The 20,608-nt window shown below is 38.9% G+C and carries 18 protein-coding genes and 1 pseudogene; 13 read left to right on the top strand and 6 right to left on the bottom strand.

Annotation, left to right across the window (positions count from 1 at the left end):
• Positions 1–386: 386 nt before the first annotated feature.
• Positions 387–1,097 carry a Dph6-related ATP pyrophosphatase gene (locus OTG27_RS12100; protein WP_098185977.1) on the bottom strand — a complete coding sequence of 237 codons (711 nt, stop codon included), beginning with the start codon at positions 1,095–1,097 and terminating at the stop codon, positions 387–389.
• Positions 1,098–1,456: 359 nt separating this feature from the next.
• Between OTG27_RS12100 and OTG27_RS12095 the strand changes: the two genes are divergently transcribed.
• From OTG27_RS12095 to OTG27_RS12075, 5 genes are all read left to right on the top strand, one after another.
• On the top strand, positions 1,457–2,128 hold the full coding sequence (locus OTG27_RS12095) for a GntR family transcriptional regulator (protein ID WP_106026344.1): 672 nt from the start codon (positions 1,457–1,459) through the stop codon (positions 2,126–2,128).
• 17 nt (positions 2,129–2,145) lie between these two features.
• Positions 2,146–3,363: an L-2-hydroxyglutarate oxidase gene (gene lhgO / locus OTG27_RS12090; RefSeq protein ID WP_268937055.1), complete on the top strand. Its 1,218-nt coding sequence runs from the start codon at positions 2,146–2,148 to the stop codon at positions 3,361–3,363.
• Between the two features lie 27 nt (positions 3,364–3,390).
• Positions 3,391–3,732 carry a DUF3870 domain-containing protein gene (locus OTG27_RS12085; protein WP_034306813.1) on the top strand — a complete coding sequence of 114 codons (342 nt, stop codon included), beginning with the start codon at positions 3,391–3,393 and terminating at the stop codon, positions 3,730–3,732.
• A 328-nt stretch (positions 3,733–4,060) separates the two neighbouring features.
• A complete protein-coding gene (gene glaH / locus OTG27_RS12080; protein ID WP_095392070.1) occupies positions 4,061–4,999 on the top strand; it encodes a glutarate dioxygenase GlaH in 939 nt (312 codons plus the stop codon).
• Positions 5,000–5,207: 208 nt separating this feature from the next.
• On the top strand, positions 5,208–5,966 hold the full coding sequence (locus OTG27_RS12075) for a uracil-DNA glycosylase family protein (RefSeq protein ID WP_268937054.1): 759 nt from the start codon (positions 5,208–5,210) through the stop codon (positions 5,964–5,966).
• A gap of 314 nt (positions 5,967–6,280) precedes the next feature.
• Here OTG27_RS12075 and OTG27_RS12070 read toward each other — a convergent pair.
• Positions 6,281–6,599 (bottom strand): annotated as a pseudogene (locus OTG27_RS12070) (transposase); the annotation flags it as partial.
• Positions 6,600–6,954: 355 nt separating this feature from the next.
• Positions 6,955–8,067, bottom strand: coding sequence for an NAD(P)/FAD-dependent oxidoreductase (locus OTG27_RS12065; RefSeq protein WP_268937053.1), 1,113 nt, complete (start codon positions 8,065–8,067; stop codon positions 6,955–6,957).
• Positions 8,068–8,240: 173 nt separating this feature from the next.
• On the opposite strand from OTG27_RS12065, the gene OTG27_RS12060 reads away from it, so the two are divergent.
• Both OTG27_RS12060 and OTG27_RS12055 read left to right on the top strand, forming a co-directional pair.
• A complete protein-coding gene (locus OTG27_RS12060) occupies positions 8,241–8,834 on the top strand; it encodes a branched-chain amino acid aminotransferase (RefSeq protein ID WP_268937052.1) in 594 nt (197 codons plus the stop codon).
• A 443-nt stretch (positions 8,835–9,277) separates the two neighbouring features.
• Positions 9,278–10,216, top strand: coding sequence for an MBL fold metallo-hydrolase (locus tag OTG27_RS12055; RefSeq protein ID WP_268937051.1), 939 nt, complete (start codon positions 9,278–9,280; stop codon positions 10,214–10,216).
• 201 nt (positions 10,217–10,417) lie between these two features.
• Here the strand turns inward: OTG27_RS12055 and OTG27_RS12050 are convergent, their stop codons facing one another.
• Both OTG27_RS12050 and OTG27_RS12045 read right to left on the bottom strand, forming a co-directional pair.
• A complete protein-coding gene (locus tag OTG27_RS12050) occupies positions 10,418–12,025 on the bottom strand; it encodes an FMN-binding glutamate synthase family protein (protein WP_057277607.1) in 1,608 nt (535 codons plus the stop codon).
• Positions 12,026–12,165: 140 nt separating this feature from the next.
• Positions 12,166–13,260, bottom strand: coding sequence for a CdaR family transcriptional regulator (locus tag OTG27_RS12045; RefSeq protein ID WP_268937050.1), 1,095 nt, complete (start codon positions 13,258–13,260; stop codon positions 12,166–12,168).
• A 300-nt stretch (positions 13,261–13,560) separates the two neighbouring features.
• Between OTG27_RS12045 and OTG27_RS12040 the strand changes: the two genes are divergently transcribed.
• From OTG27_RS12040 to OTG27_RS12025, 4 genes are all read left to right on the top strand, one after another.
• Positions 13,561–14,706 carry a glycerate kinase gene (locus OTG27_RS12040; RefSeq protein ID WP_268937049.1) on the top strand — a complete coding sequence of 382 codons (1,146 nt, stop codon included), beginning with the start codon at positions 13,561–13,563 and terminating at the stop codon, positions 14,704–14,706.
• A 4-nt stretch (positions 14,707–14,710) separates the two neighbouring features.
• On the top strand, positions 14,711–16,057 hold the full coding sequence (locus OTG27_RS12035) for a GntP family permease (RefSeq protein ID WP_063576201.1): 1,347 nt from the start codon (positions 14,711–14,713) through the stop codon (positions 16,055–16,057).
• A 160-nt stretch (positions 16,058–16,217) separates the two neighbouring features.
• Positions 16,218–16,565, top strand: coding sequence for a PadR family transcriptional regulator (locus tag OTG27_RS12030; RefSeq protein ID WP_034306796.1), 348 nt, complete (start codon positions 16,218–16,220; stop codon positions 16,563–16,565).
• Positions 16,552–17,541: an HAAS signaling domain-containing protein gene (locus OTG27_RS12025; RefSeq protein WP_268937048.1), complete on the top strand. Its 990-nt coding sequence runs from the start codon at positions 16,552–16,554 to the stop codon at positions 17,539–17,541. The genes OTG27_RS12030 and OTG27_RS12025 overlap by 14 nt, the downstream gene beginning before the upstream one ends.
• Before the next feature lie 175 nt (positions 17,542–17,716).
• Here OTG27_RS12025 and OTG27_RS12020 read toward each other — a convergent pair whose 3' ends face one another.
• The gene (locus OTG27_RS12020; protein ID WP_268591739.1) at positions 17,717–18,244 is read right to left on the bottom strand and encodes an IseA DL-endopeptidase inhibitor family protein; all 528 of its coding nucleotides are present in this window, start codon (positions 18,242–18,244) and stop codon (positions 17,717–17,719) included.
• Positions 18,245–18,890: 646 nt separating this feature from the next.
• Between OTG27_RS12020 and OTG27_RS12015 the strand changes: the two genes are divergently transcribed.
• On the top strand, positions 18,891–19,283 hold the full coding sequence (locus OTG27_RS12015; RefSeq protein WP_063576204.1) for a sporulation protein: 393 nt from the start codon (positions 18,891–18,893) through the stop codon (positions 19,281–19,283).
• A 22-nt stretch (positions 19,284–19,305) separates the two neighbouring features.
• Complete coding sequence (locus OTG27_RS12010; protein ID WP_268937047.1) at positions 19,306–20,187, top strand: mechanosensitive ion channel family protein; 882 nt, start codon at positions 19,306–19,308, stop codon at positions 20,185–20,187.
• The last annotated feature ends 421 nt before the right edge of the window (positions 20,188–20,608 follow it).

Here is a 20,608-nt window from a genome sequence, read left to right as displayed (position 1 = left end):
ATCTAATGAATATTTTGTCATAAAAAAACACCTCCAATTGTTAGATGGTGTCTAACAATTGGGGTGCAGTTCAAATATATAGTCTTTTTTTGATGTGACCAGTACTGATTTTAATCGCTTAATTTCTTATTAAAATAGTATATTAGAAATATTTTCTCTTCTAAAAGTCTGTTGTTCTTCTATTTAACAAATAATGAATTAGAAAGTTATCAGCAATGAATGATTGCTGCAAAGTTAAGTTACTATAATTTTATTATGTTAACTAAAATAATTTTATCCTATTGTTAAAGGACTCCTCAGATGAACTGCACCTCAATCCTTAAAGAAAATCACATAATTGGGGTGCAGTATAGAGTTGTTGCCAGGAATATTGATAATAAGTTCGGTTATAAGGTACTCTTATTCGTCATCTTATCTAGCTCCAAAGGTAAAAAAGCATACTCCCCGTCTTTAATAATCTCACATTTCCGAACTGGAATTGGCTGTTTAAAAATAGGTCCATCTATTACTGTTGTATGAAACTCTCCACCTTCGCCGCAGGGGTCAATGCCGCGAGCTTCAAGTTCCTTCACGTATTCATGGGTTAATGTTCGTCCTAAATCATCCTCTCGCATTCCCAATGATAAATTAACGGTTACAATGATCGTAACGAATCCTAGATTCATGAACTCTTCGACAGCTTCACGATGGTTCATTTCCCATAAAGGCATTCCAAGCTTCAACCCGGCATTCTTCGTAACCTTTTCATGCCAACAGCCATGGGCAGGCATATCCAGGTCTCCAGTTACCAACACTTCTGCTCCTTGATTCTTTGCATCTTCTAAAAGGCGCATAAATACCTTTTCATATTCAGTCCAACTCGCAGCCGCAGTATATACAGGCAAACCTATTGATTCAGCTTGGGCTTTTATGAGTTCCGGAGGCATTCCATGGGATCTGGAACGTTTTCCTTCCTCCTCCAGCATGACAATCAGTCCTACAGCTTCTCCAACCTTCAATGCCTTATATAAGGCTAAAACACTATCCTTTCCTCCGCTAAAAGATGCTATGAATTTATGCCCGTGAGCACTATTTTTCCAATCGATTAATTCTGCCATGCAATTTTCCCCTTTATTCTAATGACTTTTACCAATTTCAAATTTTGTATTTCATAACTATATTTGTTTGATTTTAACACGCTTGGAGCCTGCAGATAAGATATTAATGTATCTTGATACAAAAAGACTTGATTTGAATGGAATTTCATCCTAAAAAAACTTCTTTTAAATCACTAGTGTTTAGCTACATATAAATGAATGCCATAAATTATCTTTATATGAGAAAAGTAGATGTTTACCTAGTATTGTATCCAGTGTTTTTTAAATTGGATACAATTTATTTAATTTTCTGTATTGTAATCGCTTCATTAAGTTGATATAGTTTAAATTGTATCCAATATCGAAAGGTGGACGCTGAATTGGATAATGCTAATTCTAAAAGAGATAAATCTACAATCGTAAAAAATGTAACGAAAAGTCTTAGGAAAGCGATTTTGAATGGGACGTTAAAAAAGGGGGAGCGACTCATCCAAGAGGAGTGGGCAGATCGCCTGGAAGTAAGCAGAATGCCCATTCGTGAAGCCCTTACACAACTTCAAATGGAGGGGTTGGTGGAAATGGTTCCTCATAAAGGAGCAATCGTCACACCTATTACCCGGGATGATATTGAAGAAATTTATCATACCAGGTCTCTGCTTGAAGGCCTTGCTGTAGAAAAGTCGCTTCCTTATTTAACAAAGGAGGATAAAGAAAAATTAAAGGGAATTTTGATTGAAATGGAAGGGATTCAGTTATCTGATGAAACCAATGAACATTATATCCTTTTGAATGCGGCTTTTCATGAAACCCTCCGAAAAGGGTGCCCATGGCCAAGAGTTCAAAAAATGGTAGAAACGTTGGGTATCTCCCCCATTGCGCCGAATTTGCTGATTGATTATTACCCAGAAACGCAACGGGAACACCGGATGATATATGAAGCGGCACTAAGAGGGGATCCTGCAGAACTAAGGGCAGCAGTAGAATTTCACATCTTACGGACTAAGAACAATTTAATTACGTATATGGAGTTGCTGAATACTAAAAATCATTAATAAAAGGAGTGTTAATTGTGTATGATTTCGCAATTGTTGGCGGGGGAATTGTAGGTTTATCGACGGGAATGGCCCTTTATCAGCGGTTTCCTAATGCTAAAGTGGTAGTCATTGAAAAAGAGGCTGTTGTTGCAGATCATCAAACGGGGCATAACAGCGGAGTCATCCATTCAGGAATTTATTATAAACCAGGCAGTTTCAAGGCACGGTTTGCCCGTCAAGGAAGCAAATCAATGACGGAATTCTGTAGGATGCATGGAATTGATCATGATATTTGCGGCAAGGTCATTGTTGCAACAAAACCAGAAGAGTTGCCCCTTCTAGATGATTTATTTTCACGCGGTTTACAAAATGAGCTAGCTATCCAAAGAATCGGTGTGGAAGAGTTAAAGGAAATTGAACCGCATGTTAATGGACTTGGAGCGATTCGCGTCCCGCAAGCCGGCATCGTCAATTATCGTCAGGTAAGTGAAAAGATGGCGGATATCATCCGAGGCAACGGCGGTGAAATCAAGCTGAATACAAAGGTGGAGAAGATTGACGAGGATTCTGATGAAGTCATCATCGCTACGAACAACGGGACAATAAAAGCTAGGATAGTCATTAATTGCGCTGGATTGCACAGTGACCGTATCGCAGCAGCCGCGGGGTATAAAACTGATATGAAAATTGTCCCGTTTCGCGGTGAATATTTTAAATTGAAGCCCGAAAAGCGCTTTCTTGTCAATCATTTAATTTATCCGGTACCTAACCCTAAGTTTCCATTTCTAGGAGTTCATTTCACACGGATGATTAGCGGCGAAGTAGATGCTGGCCCAAATGCTGTACTAAGTTTCAAACGTGAAGGTTATAAAAAAACCGATTTCAATGCGAAGGATTTAACTGAAGTTTTAAGCTATAAAGGTTTTTGGAAACTGGCCAGTAAATTCATGAAGGAAGGGATGGAAGAATATGTCCGTTCTTTTAGTAAAAAGCAATTTACGAAAAGCCTTCAGGAATTGATTCCGGAAATTCAAGAAGATGATTTAATCCCTGCACCTTCCGGAGTCCGAGCACAGGCGTTACAGGATGATGGTAATATGGTGGATGATTTTCATATTATAATGGGGAAACGGACCATTCATGTTTGTAATGCACCGTCACCTGCAGCAACAGCCTCCATTGAAATTGGAAAAGAGGTTGTTACCCGCATTCCGGAACAAACACACTTATTGGAAGCTGTATTGACAAAATAATATTCGTTAAAGAGAGGAAGAGGCCTCATGTTCAATGGTAAAACAATTTTTATTGCAGGTCATGCACGTTTACCTCAAGGGATGGCGGCGAAAAGTGTCTTTGAAACATTGACCATCACTGCAGAAGTCGATGCTAAATATGGTGTTATCCTGGAGGCTTCTTGTACACTGGCAACAGAGCATGGACGGGAATTTATTGGGCGTTTATTAAAAGGGATCAGTTTAAATGATGGTGTTGATGAAGCGATAGAATCGATTACATCTTATTATCGGGGGAAAGCGGCAAATGCATTGATTGCTGCATTGAAGGACCTGGATCTCCATTTTCAGCAAATTAAAGCGGCAGAAAAAACGAAACTACCAAGTTAGTAAAATAATTTATCAGAATAATTTGTAAAAGATGTTGACAATTATATGAAAAAACGTTTTAATGTAATTAAGCCAATATTATGACATTAACACCTTTTGGAAACTACCTTTTCAGAATCGTGTAAAGATCTTAATTATTGGAAACAGGAAAAATAAATCATACATAAACTGCATATTCGCTGTGACTCTATTTGCATAGAGCAGTGAAGTGAATATAAGCCAGTTGTACAGTTGGATTCCCATTTTATTTGGGAATCATGTGCGACTGGCTTTTTATATTTCCTGTTAACTTTGTCACCTATATTACAAATAACAGGAGGAATCATTCATGAACATTGCAGAAAAAAAGAGAGCGAAGTTTGAAAGGAAAACAGAAAAATACGAGGTGAAAGTTCACCCTCAATCCAGCCGTTTATATCATATTGAAATTTCAAAAGAGGCGATTGCTGCTTTTTTAGAAACGGTATCCAAGGATAATCAGTCTGTTCAACATCTGGAATATACGCCATATGCACGACTCATCATTGCTTCATATCTTTTGGATCAAGTTGGGGAAGACTTTGGTGAATTGCTTCGTAACATCGTTCATGATCGTGAATCCGGCGGCTTCACCCTTGGCTTGGAGGGTGTCACGGAGAATACAGATGAATATGTCATTTTTGCAACGGCCATTTCATACTTGCTGGGAACTCCAAACCATGATTCCATGTCAGGGAAATATTATGCCCGCTTTAGTGTTCAAGACACGGATAGCAGTGATTCATATTTACGTCAGGCTTATCGTTTATTTACACTTCATACGGATGGCACCTTTGTAGATGAACCAACGGATTGGTTACTAATGATGAAGATGATCGAACAAAATGCACGCGGTGGCGAATCACGTTTATTGCATTTAGACGATTGGAAAGAGCTTGATATGTATGTGAATCATCCATTATCCAGCCACAAATTCACGTATAAAGCTCCAAAAAGTAAGAACGTTGACCAGGAAATTGAAAGATTGACCTTCTTCAATCATAATAACAAACCTGGTGTATGTTTTATCGATCAATTTGTTTATCCTGAATCAATCGAACAAGCCAAATACTTGCGCGATTTATCCAATTCATTAGAAAGTGATGAAAGTGTACTCGAACTTGAACTGCCTGTTGGAGATTTAGTTGTTGTCAACAATATATTCTGGCTTCACGGCCGCGCTGCATTTGAAAAGGATCCGAACCTGAATCGTGAATTACTTCGCCAACGCGGAAGATTCAATCAATAGTTTCAATTTGTAAACCCAAACATTTTTTTCATCCCCAAATACCATTTTTAAGATAAATTCTTTTCAATCCAAGGGTTGGAAAGCAATTTATCTTTTTTTTGAGAGGTTTCCAACAAGATTCATAATGCCCCTATGTCGGTGGCAAATCTGAATTTCTGATATACTATATTGGTCAAAATAAATAAAGGGAAGAAGGGGGTAGTAATTTATGGGGATCGCTAATTTTTCTAAGTTTACGCAATTTAAAGACTTAATTAAAGCTTTACCTGCTGTCCATACAGATGAAATGATAAAGAGTGAGCAATTTTTGCTTGAAAGAGAAGAAACGAAAAAACTCGAAATATATTATGCTCCTTTCGAATATATAAATGAACGGGCCAAAGTGGTGATTGTCGGAATCACTCCTGGTTTACATCAAATGAAAAAATCTTATTCTACCGTAATTGCAAGAGGGCACCTGCATGGTGACGAAGAGATCCTGCACGAAGTAAAAAAAAATTCCAGTTTTGAAGGAACGATGAGAAAAAATTTAGTTAAAATGTTGGATGAGCTTGGATTACACACATACTTAAACATTTCGTCCACACTGGATCTTTTTGACGAAGCGAGTCACCTCGTTCATACTACCTCAGTTTTAACCTACCCAGTTTTTTATAACGGAAAAAACTATAGTGGAACAACTCCGAACATTTTAAAGACCGAGTTGCTTAAAAAAAATATAATGGAAGGCTTTGCTACCGAAATAGGTACCATTGAACGTCCGCTTATTATTCCTTTAGGCGTTAATGTTACCAAGGTCTTAAACTATTTAGCGGGTCAAGATTATTTGGATGCCAATAACATACTTCTAGGATTTCCTCATCCATCTGGAGGAAACGGTCATCGTCATAAGCAATTTGCAGCAAATAAAGAGCAAATGAAAATGATGTTACAGCACTATTTTTCAAAGGAAATGACCGTGGGTTAAAAAGGAGTGCTGTATGCTCATTGAAGCTTTTGTAGGTATGAAAGGATGGGGAACAGTTGATTATTGAATTCTATAATTCATCTATTTGTGTTAAAAGTAAAATTAACTATTTACTACTGATATTATGGTGATTATAATAAGAACGAATGTTCTTGATTATAGGAGGCATTAACATGGATGAATTAGAGGAATTTTTAAAAACACTCACTATTGAAGAGTTAAAAGTTATTTATGAAGAAGTAAGTGAACCTGATATTAATAAATAGATGAATAAATTGAAATGGAAGAGTCTTTTTTTTTTCAAAGAACAGCATGTTTTTTCCTGAACGTGGAGTAGGAGGTACTTTATCATGAAAACCATAGCCTAAGAACCAACGGTAAGCCTTATTTGTTTCCGCTTCTTCAATCGTTTTACGCATGGAACGAATACCAAAGGTATATTGGCTAAAATAACTGGATCAATACTTGGGCGTCCTAACTCTGAATACATATCTTTCACCAAGTCATAAATGAAAGTGAAGTCAATGGCAGCCTCCATTTACGAACCAAATGGTTCGGTGGCACCAGTTGAACTAAATCTAAAGTAATCATTTCAAGTTGATCTCGCTGAATAGAATCATGTTTAGAAAGAATCTTCATCACCTCATGTTTTAATACTTCTATTTTAAAATGACCCTAGGCAGAAGTGTTCTATCTAAGAGTTCAAGCAAAGTTGATTGGAGCGGGTGTTCGAGACTCCTGCTTAGAAAAGCGCGTCTAGGGCCGACCTCCCGCGGAAAGCGATGCCCTACGTTCCAATCAACGTCCCAATTGGACAAGCCATAAAAATAGACAAACTCGATTTTCCTCGAGTTTGTCTACAGTCTGAATCAAGGACCCATTAAAGGTCCTTGATTTTTTTTTGAAAAGGACCATTTAAAAAAAACGGAACTGATCATTTTCTGATCAGTCGAGTTCATACAGCAAGTTAATTAAAGGGAAGTTAAATTTATAGCGCACCTCTTACATCATAATTATCGATTTCGATTTCAATTTCTCTGTCAAGTGCGAGGTTTGCCAATAGTGAGCCTATATATGGGCCCATAGTTAAACCTGAAGCTCCAAGACCATTGGCTACGATTATGCCTTCCCAGCCAGGTAAAGGTCCCATGACGGGAAGGAATCCCGGCGTGAATGGACGGAATCCGACCCTTGCTTCAACAAACGTGCTATCTGTCAAACCGGGGGCGGTTTGCAAGGCTTTGTTGAAAACCTCCTGCAGCCCTCCTGCGGTCATTCGGTTATCGAAAACTTCCGTATTTTCATGAGTCGCCCCAGCAACGATTTTATTGTTATCAAAAGCCAAAAGATATTGATCACTCGGAGGCATGACTACAGGCCAGTTATTTGTATTTTCATTTGCCATTTCCAGATGAATGATTTGAGCCTTTTGGAAAGTGACTTGAAAATTCACGCCCAGTGGTTTCAGTAATTCCGGTGCCCAAGCGCCAGCACAAACAATTACTTTATCAGCAGGAATGAATTCATCTCTAAGTGTTACACCTGACACTTGAGTACCGTTATATGTAAGATTAGCTTCGCCATACATAAGTTTTGCACCGTATTTTTGTGAAGCCCTCAATAAGGAATCACGTAGTGCGCGTCCATTGACCCGCGCTGCACCACTCACATGAACGGCTGCATATTCTCTGGAAAGAGGCGGGAATAAGGCACGTGTTTCCTCTGCGGAAAGTAAGGTGATCGCCCCCATCTCCGGTGCTTCTTCTTGCCGTTTTGCCGCCCGGTTCTTCATGGCATTCAGTTTAGCTTCATCTGTATGCAGACTTATGGCACCGACCTGGGCATACCCAGTCTCGGTTTCACCGTCCCGTTCAAGTTCTTCAATTAAGCCCGGGTAAAAGGCCGCACCATTTTTGGCAAGAAGATACCAAGCTTGGTTACGCCTTTGCGATATCCACGGGCAAACGATTCCTGCAGCTGCAGATGTTGCCTGACCGGCATCTTGGCGGTCAATAATGATCACTTCAACCTCATTTTTAGCCAATTGATAGGCAGTAGAAGCTCCCAAAATTCCTGCACCAACTACAATGATTTTTTGCATGATTCAACATCTCATTTCTTTCATATGTATAAACGCTTACCACTACTATATCGGAGACCAGAAATGATTGCCACATTTGATATTGTAATTTCTTTCACAAAGTTATTTTATCTATACTGAATATGCTATGATTGAAATTGTGAACGCTTGAAAAGACACTAGGAGGACATATCATGCTAAAAAAACAAATGGAATCATACATATCAGAATCCGTAATCGAAAACAAGATTGAGTTATTTAAAGAAGAAAAGGATTATGTAGAAAAGCATAAATTACTCGCCGAGGATATCATCATAGTGGAAAAAGAGAATGCATCGCGTTTTACGGATGCTTATATAGAGCGCAGTAATAAAGAGAGCGAAGAATTAATCTCTGAAGAGAACTCTGCATTTTTATCACAACCTATTGAGTATTTGAAAAAAAACAAAGATGAATTCCTTTACTTTGAATCACGATGGTTCGAATTAATCGGCGTTGAGGCACTTTCGTTAGAAGTCGATGATGTTTTCGGTACATATAACGCGATGTTCGGATTGAAATTCCAGAAAAAAATGGGAGAAGTTTTAAAAACGTATTTAACCAAGGAACTCCAAGAAGGAATTGGTTCGTTCAGTTTAATGTTTAACCAGGGCGACGGGCTATGGGATGTGAATTTAGCCTTGGATAACATTAAAGGGTTTCAAGAAGACATGTCATTGGAAGAAGCTTTTCATTTAATTTATCATTTTCTTTTCAACCTTGTTCAAACGATCGAGGAAGATATGTAAAACGAAGTGCCGTAAAAGGTAAGACAAAGTTGATTGGAGCGGGTGTACGAGACTCCTGCTTAGAAAAGCGCGTCTAGTAGGGGAGACCTCGCAGGCGAAAGCCGAGGGCCGACCGCCCGCGGAAAGCGAGTGCCCTACGTTCCAATCAACCTCCAAATTGTACAAGCCATAAAAATAGACAAACTCGATTTTCATCGAGTTTGTCTACAGTCTGCCGCCATTAATTTTAATGGCGTTTTTTTAAATTTTCATGAATTAACCATTGCGCCCAGGCTATGGCTTCTGTATTTTAATCGATTGGCTGTGGATATGATTAAAGGAAACTGACAAAATTCGTCGAATTGATTAATGATATACGTTATTTAATAAACTTAAATGTTTTGTTTTTAGCAAATTCGATTTTTTTCATGTAAATGTAGTTACATCGGAAGGGGAAGTTATACTTGCTGAATGAATTGAAAGTTACTCAAATTACGATTCCATTGCCTTTTAGATTGGACCATGTCCATTGTTACTTGGCGGAAGGTGAAAAAGGATGGACTATCATTGATGCGGGATTAAATAACAAAACGACCAGGGATTTATGGAACCCAATTATCGAAAAACACGATATTGCCGATATTATCATCACACATTATCACCCAGATCATTTCGGGTATGCAGGGACATTACAACAATTGACCTGTGCGGATGTATGGATGACAGAAGTGGATGAGCATGCGGGAACTACGTATTGGGAAGCCGATTCGCTGAATCTGCTTAAAGATAATTACAATGCGTGTGGTATGGAAGAAGATGTCGCCGCGGCCTTATCCAGTGACGAAAGCGGATTCATGCCCCAAGTAAAACCCTATCCTACCGTAAATCATCATCTTGAAGAAGGAATGAAGCTGCATTTTGGCAAATATGAGTATGAAGTGCTTTTCACTCCGGGACATTCGGACGGCCTGATTTCCTTATATAATAAGGAAAATAGCGTCCTTTTCTCGACAGATCATATATTGCCCAAGATATCTCCAAATATATCTTATTGGTTTAAAGGTTTCAGCAACCCGTTGGAAGAGTTTTATAATTTTTTGAAAAAAATACAAAAGCTTGACGTTGAATATGTCATCCCTTCTCATGGGAAACCGTTTCAAAATGCCAATAAAAGAATTGTTGAATTGTTGGATCACCACCAGGACCGATTGCATGTAATTCATGAAAACATGAAACAGCCGATTTCTGTAAAAAGTGCTTGCCAGATCTTATTTGGAAATCTGTCCATTCACGAAACCAGATTTGCTGTAGGTGAAACATTGGCACACCTAGAATATCTTCTTTTGAATGACCAATGCAGAAAGTTTAAACGTGATGGCAAATGGTATTATCAATCCATCTGAAATTTTTTCCAAACTATAGTAAAGTCATCTAAACCGCTAATTACTCCATCTTATGTTTATTATCGCTATGGAAAGCTGGCGGGTAAGGGAAAAGTGGAGACAGGGGATACTCGAATACATGCCTGATACCATTGGCCTATAACGGATTCATTGATCGAAAAAGAAAAGACCATCGCCCATCATACTTGGGCGGTGGTCTTTTCATTGCCTGGACCCTATTTGTCCATTAACTTCTTTCATAATATCTTCAAGAGATGTGACAATTCCTTTATCGTCCTTATAGCTAATGTGCTTAGGCTGAAAATGGAGAGGCGATTCTAAACCAGCTGCGGCTGAGATCCGAAATAATCCTTTTCTAAGGGTAACAAGAAAGTTAACCACACGGTATTTCTTTTCATCGATGACAAGTGCTTTCTGCAATTCCGGATCAGTGGTGGCCACCCCGACAGGACAAGCATTGGAATGGCATTTCATCGTCTGTATACATCCTATCGCAATCATGAAACCCCTGGCTATGTTAACAAGATCTGCTCCCATGGCTAGAGCGATCGCAATTCTATCAGGCGTGAACAATTTACCGGAGGCGATGATTTTGACCCTATCACGGACTCCGTATTTTTCCAGTGTCGATACTAAAATCGGTAAAGCGGATTTTATCGGCAATCCTACGCTATCGATCAACTCCTGATAAGAAGCACCGGTTCCTCCTTCACCGCCATCCAATGTAATGAAATCCGGACCTTTCCCGGTTTCTTTCATGTAGCTAGCAAGCTCTTCAACACTGTCAGTTCCGCCGATTACCATTTTGATGCCTACCGGGATTCCTGTATGGTCCCTGATTTTTTCGATAAAATCGCACATGGATTTTACGTCATCGTATTGGTGAAACCGATTCGGACTATCAATTGCCTTGTACGGAACGACCTTACGGATTTCAGCGATTTCCGGATTCACTTTTTCAGCATCGATATGCCCTCCGCGAGTTTTGGCGCCTTGGGCCAATTTGATTTCAAATGCTTTGATTTCGGGTATTTCACTTTTTCTCTTTAATTCATCCCAATCCATTTCGCCGGTACTATCCCGAACCCCAAACATGGCTGGACCAATTTGCATGATGATATCGACGCCGCCGATTAAATGGTAAGGAGATAGTCCGCCTTCACCTGTATTCATCCAGGTGCCTTTTGCTGCAGCCAATCCCTCAGAAAGCGCAGTGATTGCGTTCTTACCCAAAGAGCCATAACTCATGGCGGACATTCCGATAAGACCTTTTAGCCGAAAGGGATTCTTAGTGTTTGGGCCGATGATTACGGCATCCTCATCATCCAATAAAAATGCAGAGGAAGCTTCATCTTCCCATTTTTCTTCTCGTTGTGAGAAAAGCGGGTCTTTCAATAAAATGTATCTTTTTGTCGTCACTTTGGTTTCACGATCATATTTTTCTTCTTCGGCCAATTTTGGAAACATGCTATTTTTAACAAAGAAGCCTTCCTCATCAAAATCCCGCTTTGAACCAAAACCTATGACATCCCGTAAATATTTTGAACTTTTCACCATATGTTCATAGTCATCGCGGGAAAAGGGTTTTCCTTCGTTATCACTGTTAAACCAATATTGCCGCATCTCAGGTCCGATCTTTTCCAGAAAGTATCGTATTCTCCCAAGCACGGGGTAATTTCTTAAAATTGCATGGTGCTTCTGCATGCGATCAAAGAAAATCATATAAATTAATAGTAAAACCAAAATGATGATAATGATGAAAATAACGGTAAATCCAAGGATAATTAATACATTTGCGATGCCACTCATTCAATCCCTCCTGATATGCAAAAAAATCATGTATTTTTAATCTACTCGGTAATTCGATCAATTATACAAAATTCCAATGCAAGCTTTTATAGGATTGAACGAAAAAAATTAAATAGGCATTATCGTTCTCACAATGTCTTTCAACTTCTCCTTTTCGATTGGCTTACCCAAATGGCTAACTGCAAAGTTATGGCATCATGCAGCACTTGTGGATTATATCCGGTAATTTCCTTGATTTTTTTTAATCGGTATATAAGGGAATTACGATGGATATACATTCTTTTGGCACAATCCCCGATATTTAAGTTACTAAGGAAAAATTGATGCAGTGTCTCAATCAGCTTCTCAGATAAATTGCCTAGAATTCTTTCCTGAAATTGCTGTTTCGTCCGCTCATCTATCCTTTCCAACAGAGCTTTTGTTTCCACATCAGTATATCTAGATAAAGCTTGTTTTGCTTCACCTAGTAAAAGTGCTGTTTCAGCTTCGCGGAAAGAGTGGACGATGGATGATTCCTTATCCACGATAGAGCCCAAACCGATTCGTATAACGAAGTCTTTTGCTTTTAATTGTTTGATGGCTGAATCCAGTCTTTTGTCAATGTTATTTCCGCTAAGCGCCGTAGTGAGAATGAAAACCCGATTTACACTCAGGAACCCAACAAGGGCATACTGGGAACCAAAAACTGATTCAGTCATCTGAATCAGCTCATTCTTATTTAACGGATTTAATTTCATTTCCATTACCCCCACTTGATAGGGAGGTTCTAATTTCATTCCAATCAGTTCAAGTCTCTGATCAATCGAATGCTGATTGATATCTTCCTTTAATAAGTCTTCAAATACCAATTCTTTCAAGTGTTGTTTCCATTCGAGCTGTTCTGCCATAAAAGCTTGATGAAGCATCATTTCCGTTATCATTTTCACCAATTCGCCGAATTCCAAAAGTTCAGTCGGATCTCCGGTGATCCCGATGACGCCTATAATTACATTTTGAAAATTAATCGGCAAATTAATTCCAGGAAGGACACCTACCCATTGATGACGATCATTTTCGGGAATGATTAACGGCTTTCCCGTTTTCAGTACTTCCATTGCTCCTAAATGCAATTGGTCGATGCGTTCATGATTTCCGGAAGCGATGATGATTCCTTTATCATCCATAATATTAATGTTTCTGTTAAGTCTATTGGTGGTTTGTTTGACAATTTCCATTGCAATTTCTTGGGTCAGCATTCAAGTCATCCTTCTAGAGTTTTTTTATTTGCTAACAGAATGGTGATCATATTTTATGCAAACAAGCTATGATTTTTCATGTAAAGGGGAATCGTCGATAGCTTAAACCTTTAGCTATCTTATATTTTATGAAAATGGGAAAATAACAGAAAACTTTTCAAACAGATTATTTTTTCTGTATAGTATAACCAAAAAAATCCAATATGTCATACTTATTTTCGTTTAGAATGAACGATGATTAAAATATTTCCGAAGATTATAATTAATTGATATAAAAATATATTCAAAGGGGAACTCAGCATGAAAATTGTTATTGCACCAGATTCCTATAAAGGAAGTTTATCAGCAACAGAAGCTTCAAAGGCTATTGAGAGAGGAATCAGGAAGGCACTGCCGGATGCGGAGACAGTACTGGTTCCTGCGGCGGATGGCGGGGAAGGCACGATGGATAGTCTTGTAGCAGCTACAAATGGTCGAAAAGTTGAAGTGACCGTTAAAGGACCTTTACTTGAAGATGTTCAGGCAGCATATGCAATCTTGGGCGATCAAAAAACTTGTGTGATTGAAATGGCTAGTGCATCTGGTCTTTGCCTTGTCGATCCAGCTGAGTTGAACCCATTGATCACTACTTCATACGGGACAGGGGAGCTTATTCAAAAGGCATTGAATGATGGCTGTCGAAAGTTCATTTTAGCGATTGGCGGAAGCGCTACCAATGATGGCGGTGTCGGTATGCTCCAGGCTTTGGGAATGAAGGTGTTTGATGAAGAAGGTAAAACTCTGGGATACGGAGGTGCCGAATTATCACGGATATCCAGCATTAATACGGAGGATTTTGATTCCAGAATAGCGGATTCCGAATTTTTGATTGCCTCGGATGTCCAAAATCCGTTAGTCGGTCCTGATGGGGCATCAAGGGTATTCGGACCTCAAAAAGGGGCGACTTCTGACATGGTTGAAATGCTTGATAAGGCTTTATCATCATGGGCTGATTTGGTGGAAATCAAAACAGGCATACACTTGCATGATAAAGCAGGTGCTGGTGCTGCAGGAGGAATTGGAGGTGCATTTCAAGCCTTTTTCCGTGCAGAAACAAAAAGGGGCATCGATGTTGTCATGGAGTATACGAAACTGGGTGAAAAATTGTCCGGTGCAGATTGTGTCTTTACCGGTGAAGGACAAATCGATTACCAGACTGCTTCAGGCAAAACACCCATGGGAGTTGCACAAGAAGCCAAAAAGCATGGTATTCCGGTATTTGTTTTGGCTGGATCGATCGGAACAGGTATTGAAGTTTTATATGACCACGGAATAACGAGTGTTCATAGTTTGGTGAACGCTCCCATGCCTTTAAAGGAAGCAATGGAAAGAGGAGCTGAATTGTTGGAAGTTTCAGCCGAACAAGTAATGCGGGCTTTTTTGGCAGCGATCAAAAATAGGGGGTAATCTTATGTTATTTATTGTTTTGGCCATCGGCGTGTTCTTAATTGTTTTTTCGACAACTAAATTCAAGCTGCATCCGTTCTTATCGCTTCTATTAGGCACTTTATTTGTGGGTTTTGCTTCTGGAATGCCTCTGGATCAGATTGTTGAGAATATCAACGGCGGTTTTGGCGGATTGATGACAAGCATTGGACTTGTAATCGTTTTCGGTACAATAATCGGGACCATTTTGGAAAAGGCCGGTGCCGCATTAAGAATGGCCGAAGTTGTATTGAGGATTGTCGGCCCTAAAAGACCGCAGCTTGCCATGAGTATGATTGGCTTTATCGTTTCCATACCCGTTTTTTGCGATTCAGGTTTCGTTATTTTATCGAGCTTAAGAAAAGCGTTGGCAAGACGCGCAAAAGTAGCGGTTGCTTCCATGTCAGTTGCACTTGCAACTGGTTTGTATGCAACACATACACTTGTACCTCCAACTCCAGGGCCAATTGCGGCAGCCGGAAATATCGGAGCGGACGGATACTTGGGGACTGTCATTTTGATAGGTCTTATTACGGCCATACCAGCTGCACTTGCTGGTTATATATGGTCAATGAAAGTAGCGACCAAGATAGAAGTTGAAGATGACCGAAGTGACCTGGATTACGATTATGATGAAATTGTCCGTTCATTCGGCAAGATGCCTTCTGCCTTACAATCATTTTTACCGATCGTTTTACCGATTGTCTTGATTGGAGCCAGTTCTGTATTAACGCTCTTTGGAACGGAAGGGGGGATTGCCGCATTTTTCGTATTCTTGGGCCAGCCGGTCATCGCATTGCTCGTAGGAGTAATTTCCGCTTTGACATTGCTGCCTAAGTATGATGAAGAAACATTAACAAACTGGATAGGAGCCGCCTTATTGGATGCTGCGCCAATTTTATTGATCACCGGGGCGGGCGGAGCATTTGGTACCGTCATTAAAAATACGGGGATTGCAGACATCATCCAAAGTTGGGATATGGGCAGCATCTTTAGCGGTTCCTTGTTCCTGTTGGTCCCGTTCCTAATTGCTGCTGGGTTGAAAACGGCTCAGGGTTCTTCGACAGCATCACTGGTCATCACTTCATCTTTGATTGCCCCCATGCTTCCAACGTTGGGTATTGAAGGGGCTGTTCCTCTTGCATTGGTAGTCATGGCTGTTGGAGCAGGTGCGATGACAGTAAGTCATGTAAATGATAGCTTCTTCTGGGTGGTCACCCAATTTAGCGGGATGAAAGTGACGGATGCCTATAAAGCTCAAACAATGGCAACCTTAATACAAGGAGTGGTCACGATTATCACGACGATGATATTGTGGGTCATTCTTGTGTAATATGAATATTGGAAAAACGGAGAGGCGTGACCCGCTTCTCTTTTTTATGCTTTAAATAAAATATATTTTCATTTTTATGGTGTTGTAAGAACTAAAATAGTGTATGATGCATAGTATAAGGTATGGTGTACGTCACATAGTATAGAGAAGGGGTGATTGGATGAGCACTTTACTGAATTCATTAACCACTGAGCTGCGCAGAGGCACTTTGACGTTAGCTGTCTTAAGTCAGCTCAAAACTCCGCAGTACGGGTACTCGCTTGTCCAGCGTTTAGAGAAGTCTGGAATTACCATTGATCAAAGTACTTTATATCCTTTGCTTCGCCGCCTGGAAAAACAAGAATTGGTGACCAGCAGCTGGGATACTTCTGAAAGTAGACCGCGCAAGTACTATTCTTTAAGTGATTATGGGGGAGAAATCTTCACGCAGTTAAAGGAAGAATGGGAAAAAACTTCTCAAGAGCTTTATATATTATTAAAAGGAGAGGGAGAAGATGGAGCTGATTGAACTTTATATTCAGGAAGTGACCCGAAGGCTGCCAGAAAAAAACCGGGCGGATATTGCGCTTGAGCTTCAATCCACAATCGAAGATATGCTTCCGGAGGATCATACGGAGCAAGACGTGAAAGCGGTACTTTTAAAATTAGGAGATCCGGTTACACTGGCAGGTGGTTATCGTGATCGGCCAATGCATCTGATCGGACCTCGTTATTATGATGTTTATATCTGTCTGTTGAAGATGATTTTACCAATCGCTGCAGTCATTTCACTAATCGCATTAGTAGGGGACAATCCGTTTCGGGATACGGGGAATACGGTTATGGAAGCAATTTTAAAAATAATCGGGAAAGGAATTTCAGGTATCATCAGTACAGGTATCCAAGTGTTTTTCTGGTTAACGCTTTCATTTGCCATTTTAGAACGCTTTGATTCTTCAAAAGACCAGTCGCCCGTAACAAAAGACTTGAAACCATGGACACCGGAAAACTTAAAAGATATTCCATACATTTCAAAGATAAAAGCGGTCCCTATGATCGAGGTTTTTGCAAGTTTGTTAGGCCTTTCCGTATTCGCAGCCCTTTATTTCAATGCAGCAAACCTGTTAGGCGTCTATGAAAAAAGAAATGGCAGTCTCATTTTCGTGACACCTTCTTTTAATCAAGATGTATTGAATTCCTATTGGCTTCTGGTATCCTGCGTCATAATCATTGGGGTGCTCTTAGCGATATATAAATTATTTTTAGGTCGATGGACCCTGAAATTAGCTTTTTTTCATGCCATATACCAGCTGTTGTACACACTGGCTTTCATCATCATCATCAGTAATCCTGATTTATTGAACCCGGAATTCCTTGCATACCAAAGAACACTATTCTCAATCGATGAATGGAAAAGCTCGATATACTGGGGTCTCATACTCCTCTCCATCATTTTTGCCGCCTACGATACCTATCAAGGCTTCCGAAAGGCAAAAATCCGTTAAGGCACAGCATCCTAGCTGTGTTTTTTTTTGAATGTTTTGTGAAGTGAAAGGTGAGCTGATACAAGCCAGAAAGATTATTTCTCAAGATATAATGGTCAACAAAAAAACACCTCATATGTCATATAGTTTTTAACTAACTATACAGCATATGAGGCGTTACATTTAAACCAATGTTTTATTGAACTGCATCGAACTGATTGACTTTCCAAGTAGATCCGGACTTATAAAAGGTCACCGTTCTTTTTACTGACTCACCGTCGACTGTAGGTACTGTTAAATTGTATGACCTAACGTTTTGTTTTTGATAGACTAATTTAATTTTTGCTTTTTTCCACTCTAACATGCTAAAGCCGTCTCCGACTGGACGGGCTAATTTCCCTTTATGGGTAATGTAATTATATTTAGTCAGCCCTTTTTCAACTGCATTATTAGTAAATGTCTCTGCTAAGTAGGCAGTCAATTTATCTTTTGTATTAAACTCTTGGCAAAGGTATGAATACTCTGTCCCTTTATAATTGAAAGTTTTTTGTGAACATGAACGGGTTTTGTATCCATATAAAGCATTCCAAAAATGTTTGCTGGCATTATCGGCTATCTTTAATGCATTTGTGTCAGACAATGATGTCGTTTTTGCGGTAACCGGACCACTTAATGTGAAAAATAAAATGATAATGGATAATAACATACCTAAAAGTTTTTTCATATCATATCTCCCCAATCCCTAATAGGATACTTATGTAACGAAAGTTTAATAAATATTACAATTGTTACATTTATATTACAACATATGTGGCATAAGTAAAAGAGAAATCTTGTAAATTTTTAAATAAATTTTAGGTTTTATTACATATTCATAGTTTGTTCACTATATTCTTTTTGAAAGGGCGTTCACAGATTTGCAATAAAATGAGGTTACATACTTCCTATTCCACCAACTGACCTTTTTAAAACCAAGAAGTGAATACTTTCAACGGACAAGTTCAATCATTATATTTTCATTAATAACAAGATATGTTCAAATAACCCGAATTACCCGGGCAGAGCCGAAAAAAATAAAATATAATGGTTTGACAAACTTTCTAATTCTACCGTATTATAAATTATATACTTGAATACATTCTCCAAAGGGGAGTAGCTTTTACAACAATGTCGTCATTACGGAGCTCTTTGCTCTCGGTGTTGTTGGCAGCATATTGTTGTTAGCCAGACCTTACCTATTGGTAAAGGTCTATTTTGTTTTAGTAAACCTTTACCCAAGTGGTAAAGGTTTTTTTGTAGTCCCCTTAAGGAAATGTATAAACATGTAGGTTTTAATAGAAAAACAAATAAATATAAATGGAGTGTATTCTTTGATACTTAGAAAATCTTTGCTACTTTTAGGAATAGGTTCTGCACAAATAGATTTAATCCTTCCGAAAAATACGTATAAATCCGGTGAATGCATAAATGGATATTTTTTGATTAAGGGAGGTACCCTTGCGCAAAGAATAAGAAGGATTGAATGTGATTTGATCATGGATACTCATTCTACGGGAATGGAAGAGATCCTTAAAACGAGCACCATTTTGTCTACAAGGGAGATAAATTCAGGGGAAAGCAACGAAATTCCTTTCAACTTTTGTCTGCCTATATTGAAGGAGCCTTATAAGCGAGGGGTATCTTATCGCCTTAAAACGAGACTTATCCTTGATAAAGGGATAATCGGAAAGGATGATGACTGGATTTTAATCGAATCTGAATAAACGTGAAAATGGAGGTGAAAACATGAATATCTTGAAACTTTCTGAGCTTGCTGTGGATTACTGGGAAGAATTTTTATTATTGAGGCTTTTCATTTTGGCTATACTGTTATTGGCTGTTTATTATATTTTGAATAAACTGGTTGAATGGTTTTTTAGAAGATCCAATTTTTTCGACGAAGAAGTCGAAAAAACAATACAGGGGGTTACTCGTTCTTCTCTTAGGTACGGTATATCCGGGCTTTTCCTTATATATTTGATTGGACAGTTTATAGACCTAAAAGGAATTTTAGCTGGAGCTGGTATTTTAGGGGTCGTGATCGGATTTGCCGCTCAGCAAATGCTTAAGGATATCTTATTGGGATTTGTAAGGCTTTCGGATAATGAATTCCGAGTCGGGAATTTCGTGACATTCAACGGGACAAGTTCCGGGACGATTGAGGAAATCGGTATCCGGTTCATGCAGATCAGGGAATGGTCAGGAAAATTGCTGACCATCCCACATAGTGAAATCAGGACGATTCAAAATTTTAATAAAGGGAGAATGCGAATCATTGAACGCATTACAGTAAGTTACCAGGAAAATCCTGAAAAGGTAAAACGGCTGTTGGAGGATATATGTATTATCTGTAATGATAAGTATGGTGAAAGCCTTCTAAGGCTGGAAGATGGTACACCCGAAGAGGATTTTAGATACATAGGCATTACGGATTTAAATCCGAATCTAAAATATGTTGGATATGAACTATGCATAGTGGGACTTGTGAAACCTGATGATTACTTTGAAACATCGAGAAGCGTGAGGTTTGAAATGATGACTGCTTTATATGAACATCAAATTCTAATGCCATCTTCCCATTTGCTTGTACAGGGCAATCCTAATCAAGAACGTTTATTGGAAAACTGAAAAGAAGAAACACATTTGCTTGAGATATTCCGGGAAAAGATCAAGAAAAAATGATGGATAAGGTAACAAAGGGCAGAAGCCATATTCGGCGGCAGCCCTTTGAAGCTTAAGGATATTAAAGGGCTTTCTTTTAAAGGAAGTCCATTTTTTATATTAGAAAAATAGAACAAACCCATCCCAAAAAATAGTTTTATTTTATTAATTTTTCCCTTGATTTATCAGATTAAATAAATTATTATGAAAATAACATTAAATGGAAGGGTGACCTTTAAACAATGATCATTTAATCCTATTTTTTAAGAAAAAATGCGTGCTTAAAACGAATTTTTTTCTGGATAGGATTAGTCTGTACATTAAAATACAAACAAAGATCATTGTGTCCTTCGATTAGGGATATTTTTCCTTGTTATATTTGTATTGT

The organism is Peribacillus sp. AS_2 (assembly GCF_026891895.1).
GTDB classification, from domain to species: domain Bacteria; phylum Bacillota; class Bacilli; order Bacillales; family DSM-1321; genus Peribacillus; species Peribacillus frigoritolerans.
Note: the sequence above shows the minus strand (reverse complement) of the source record. Positions and strands in the feature narration are given on the sequence as shown.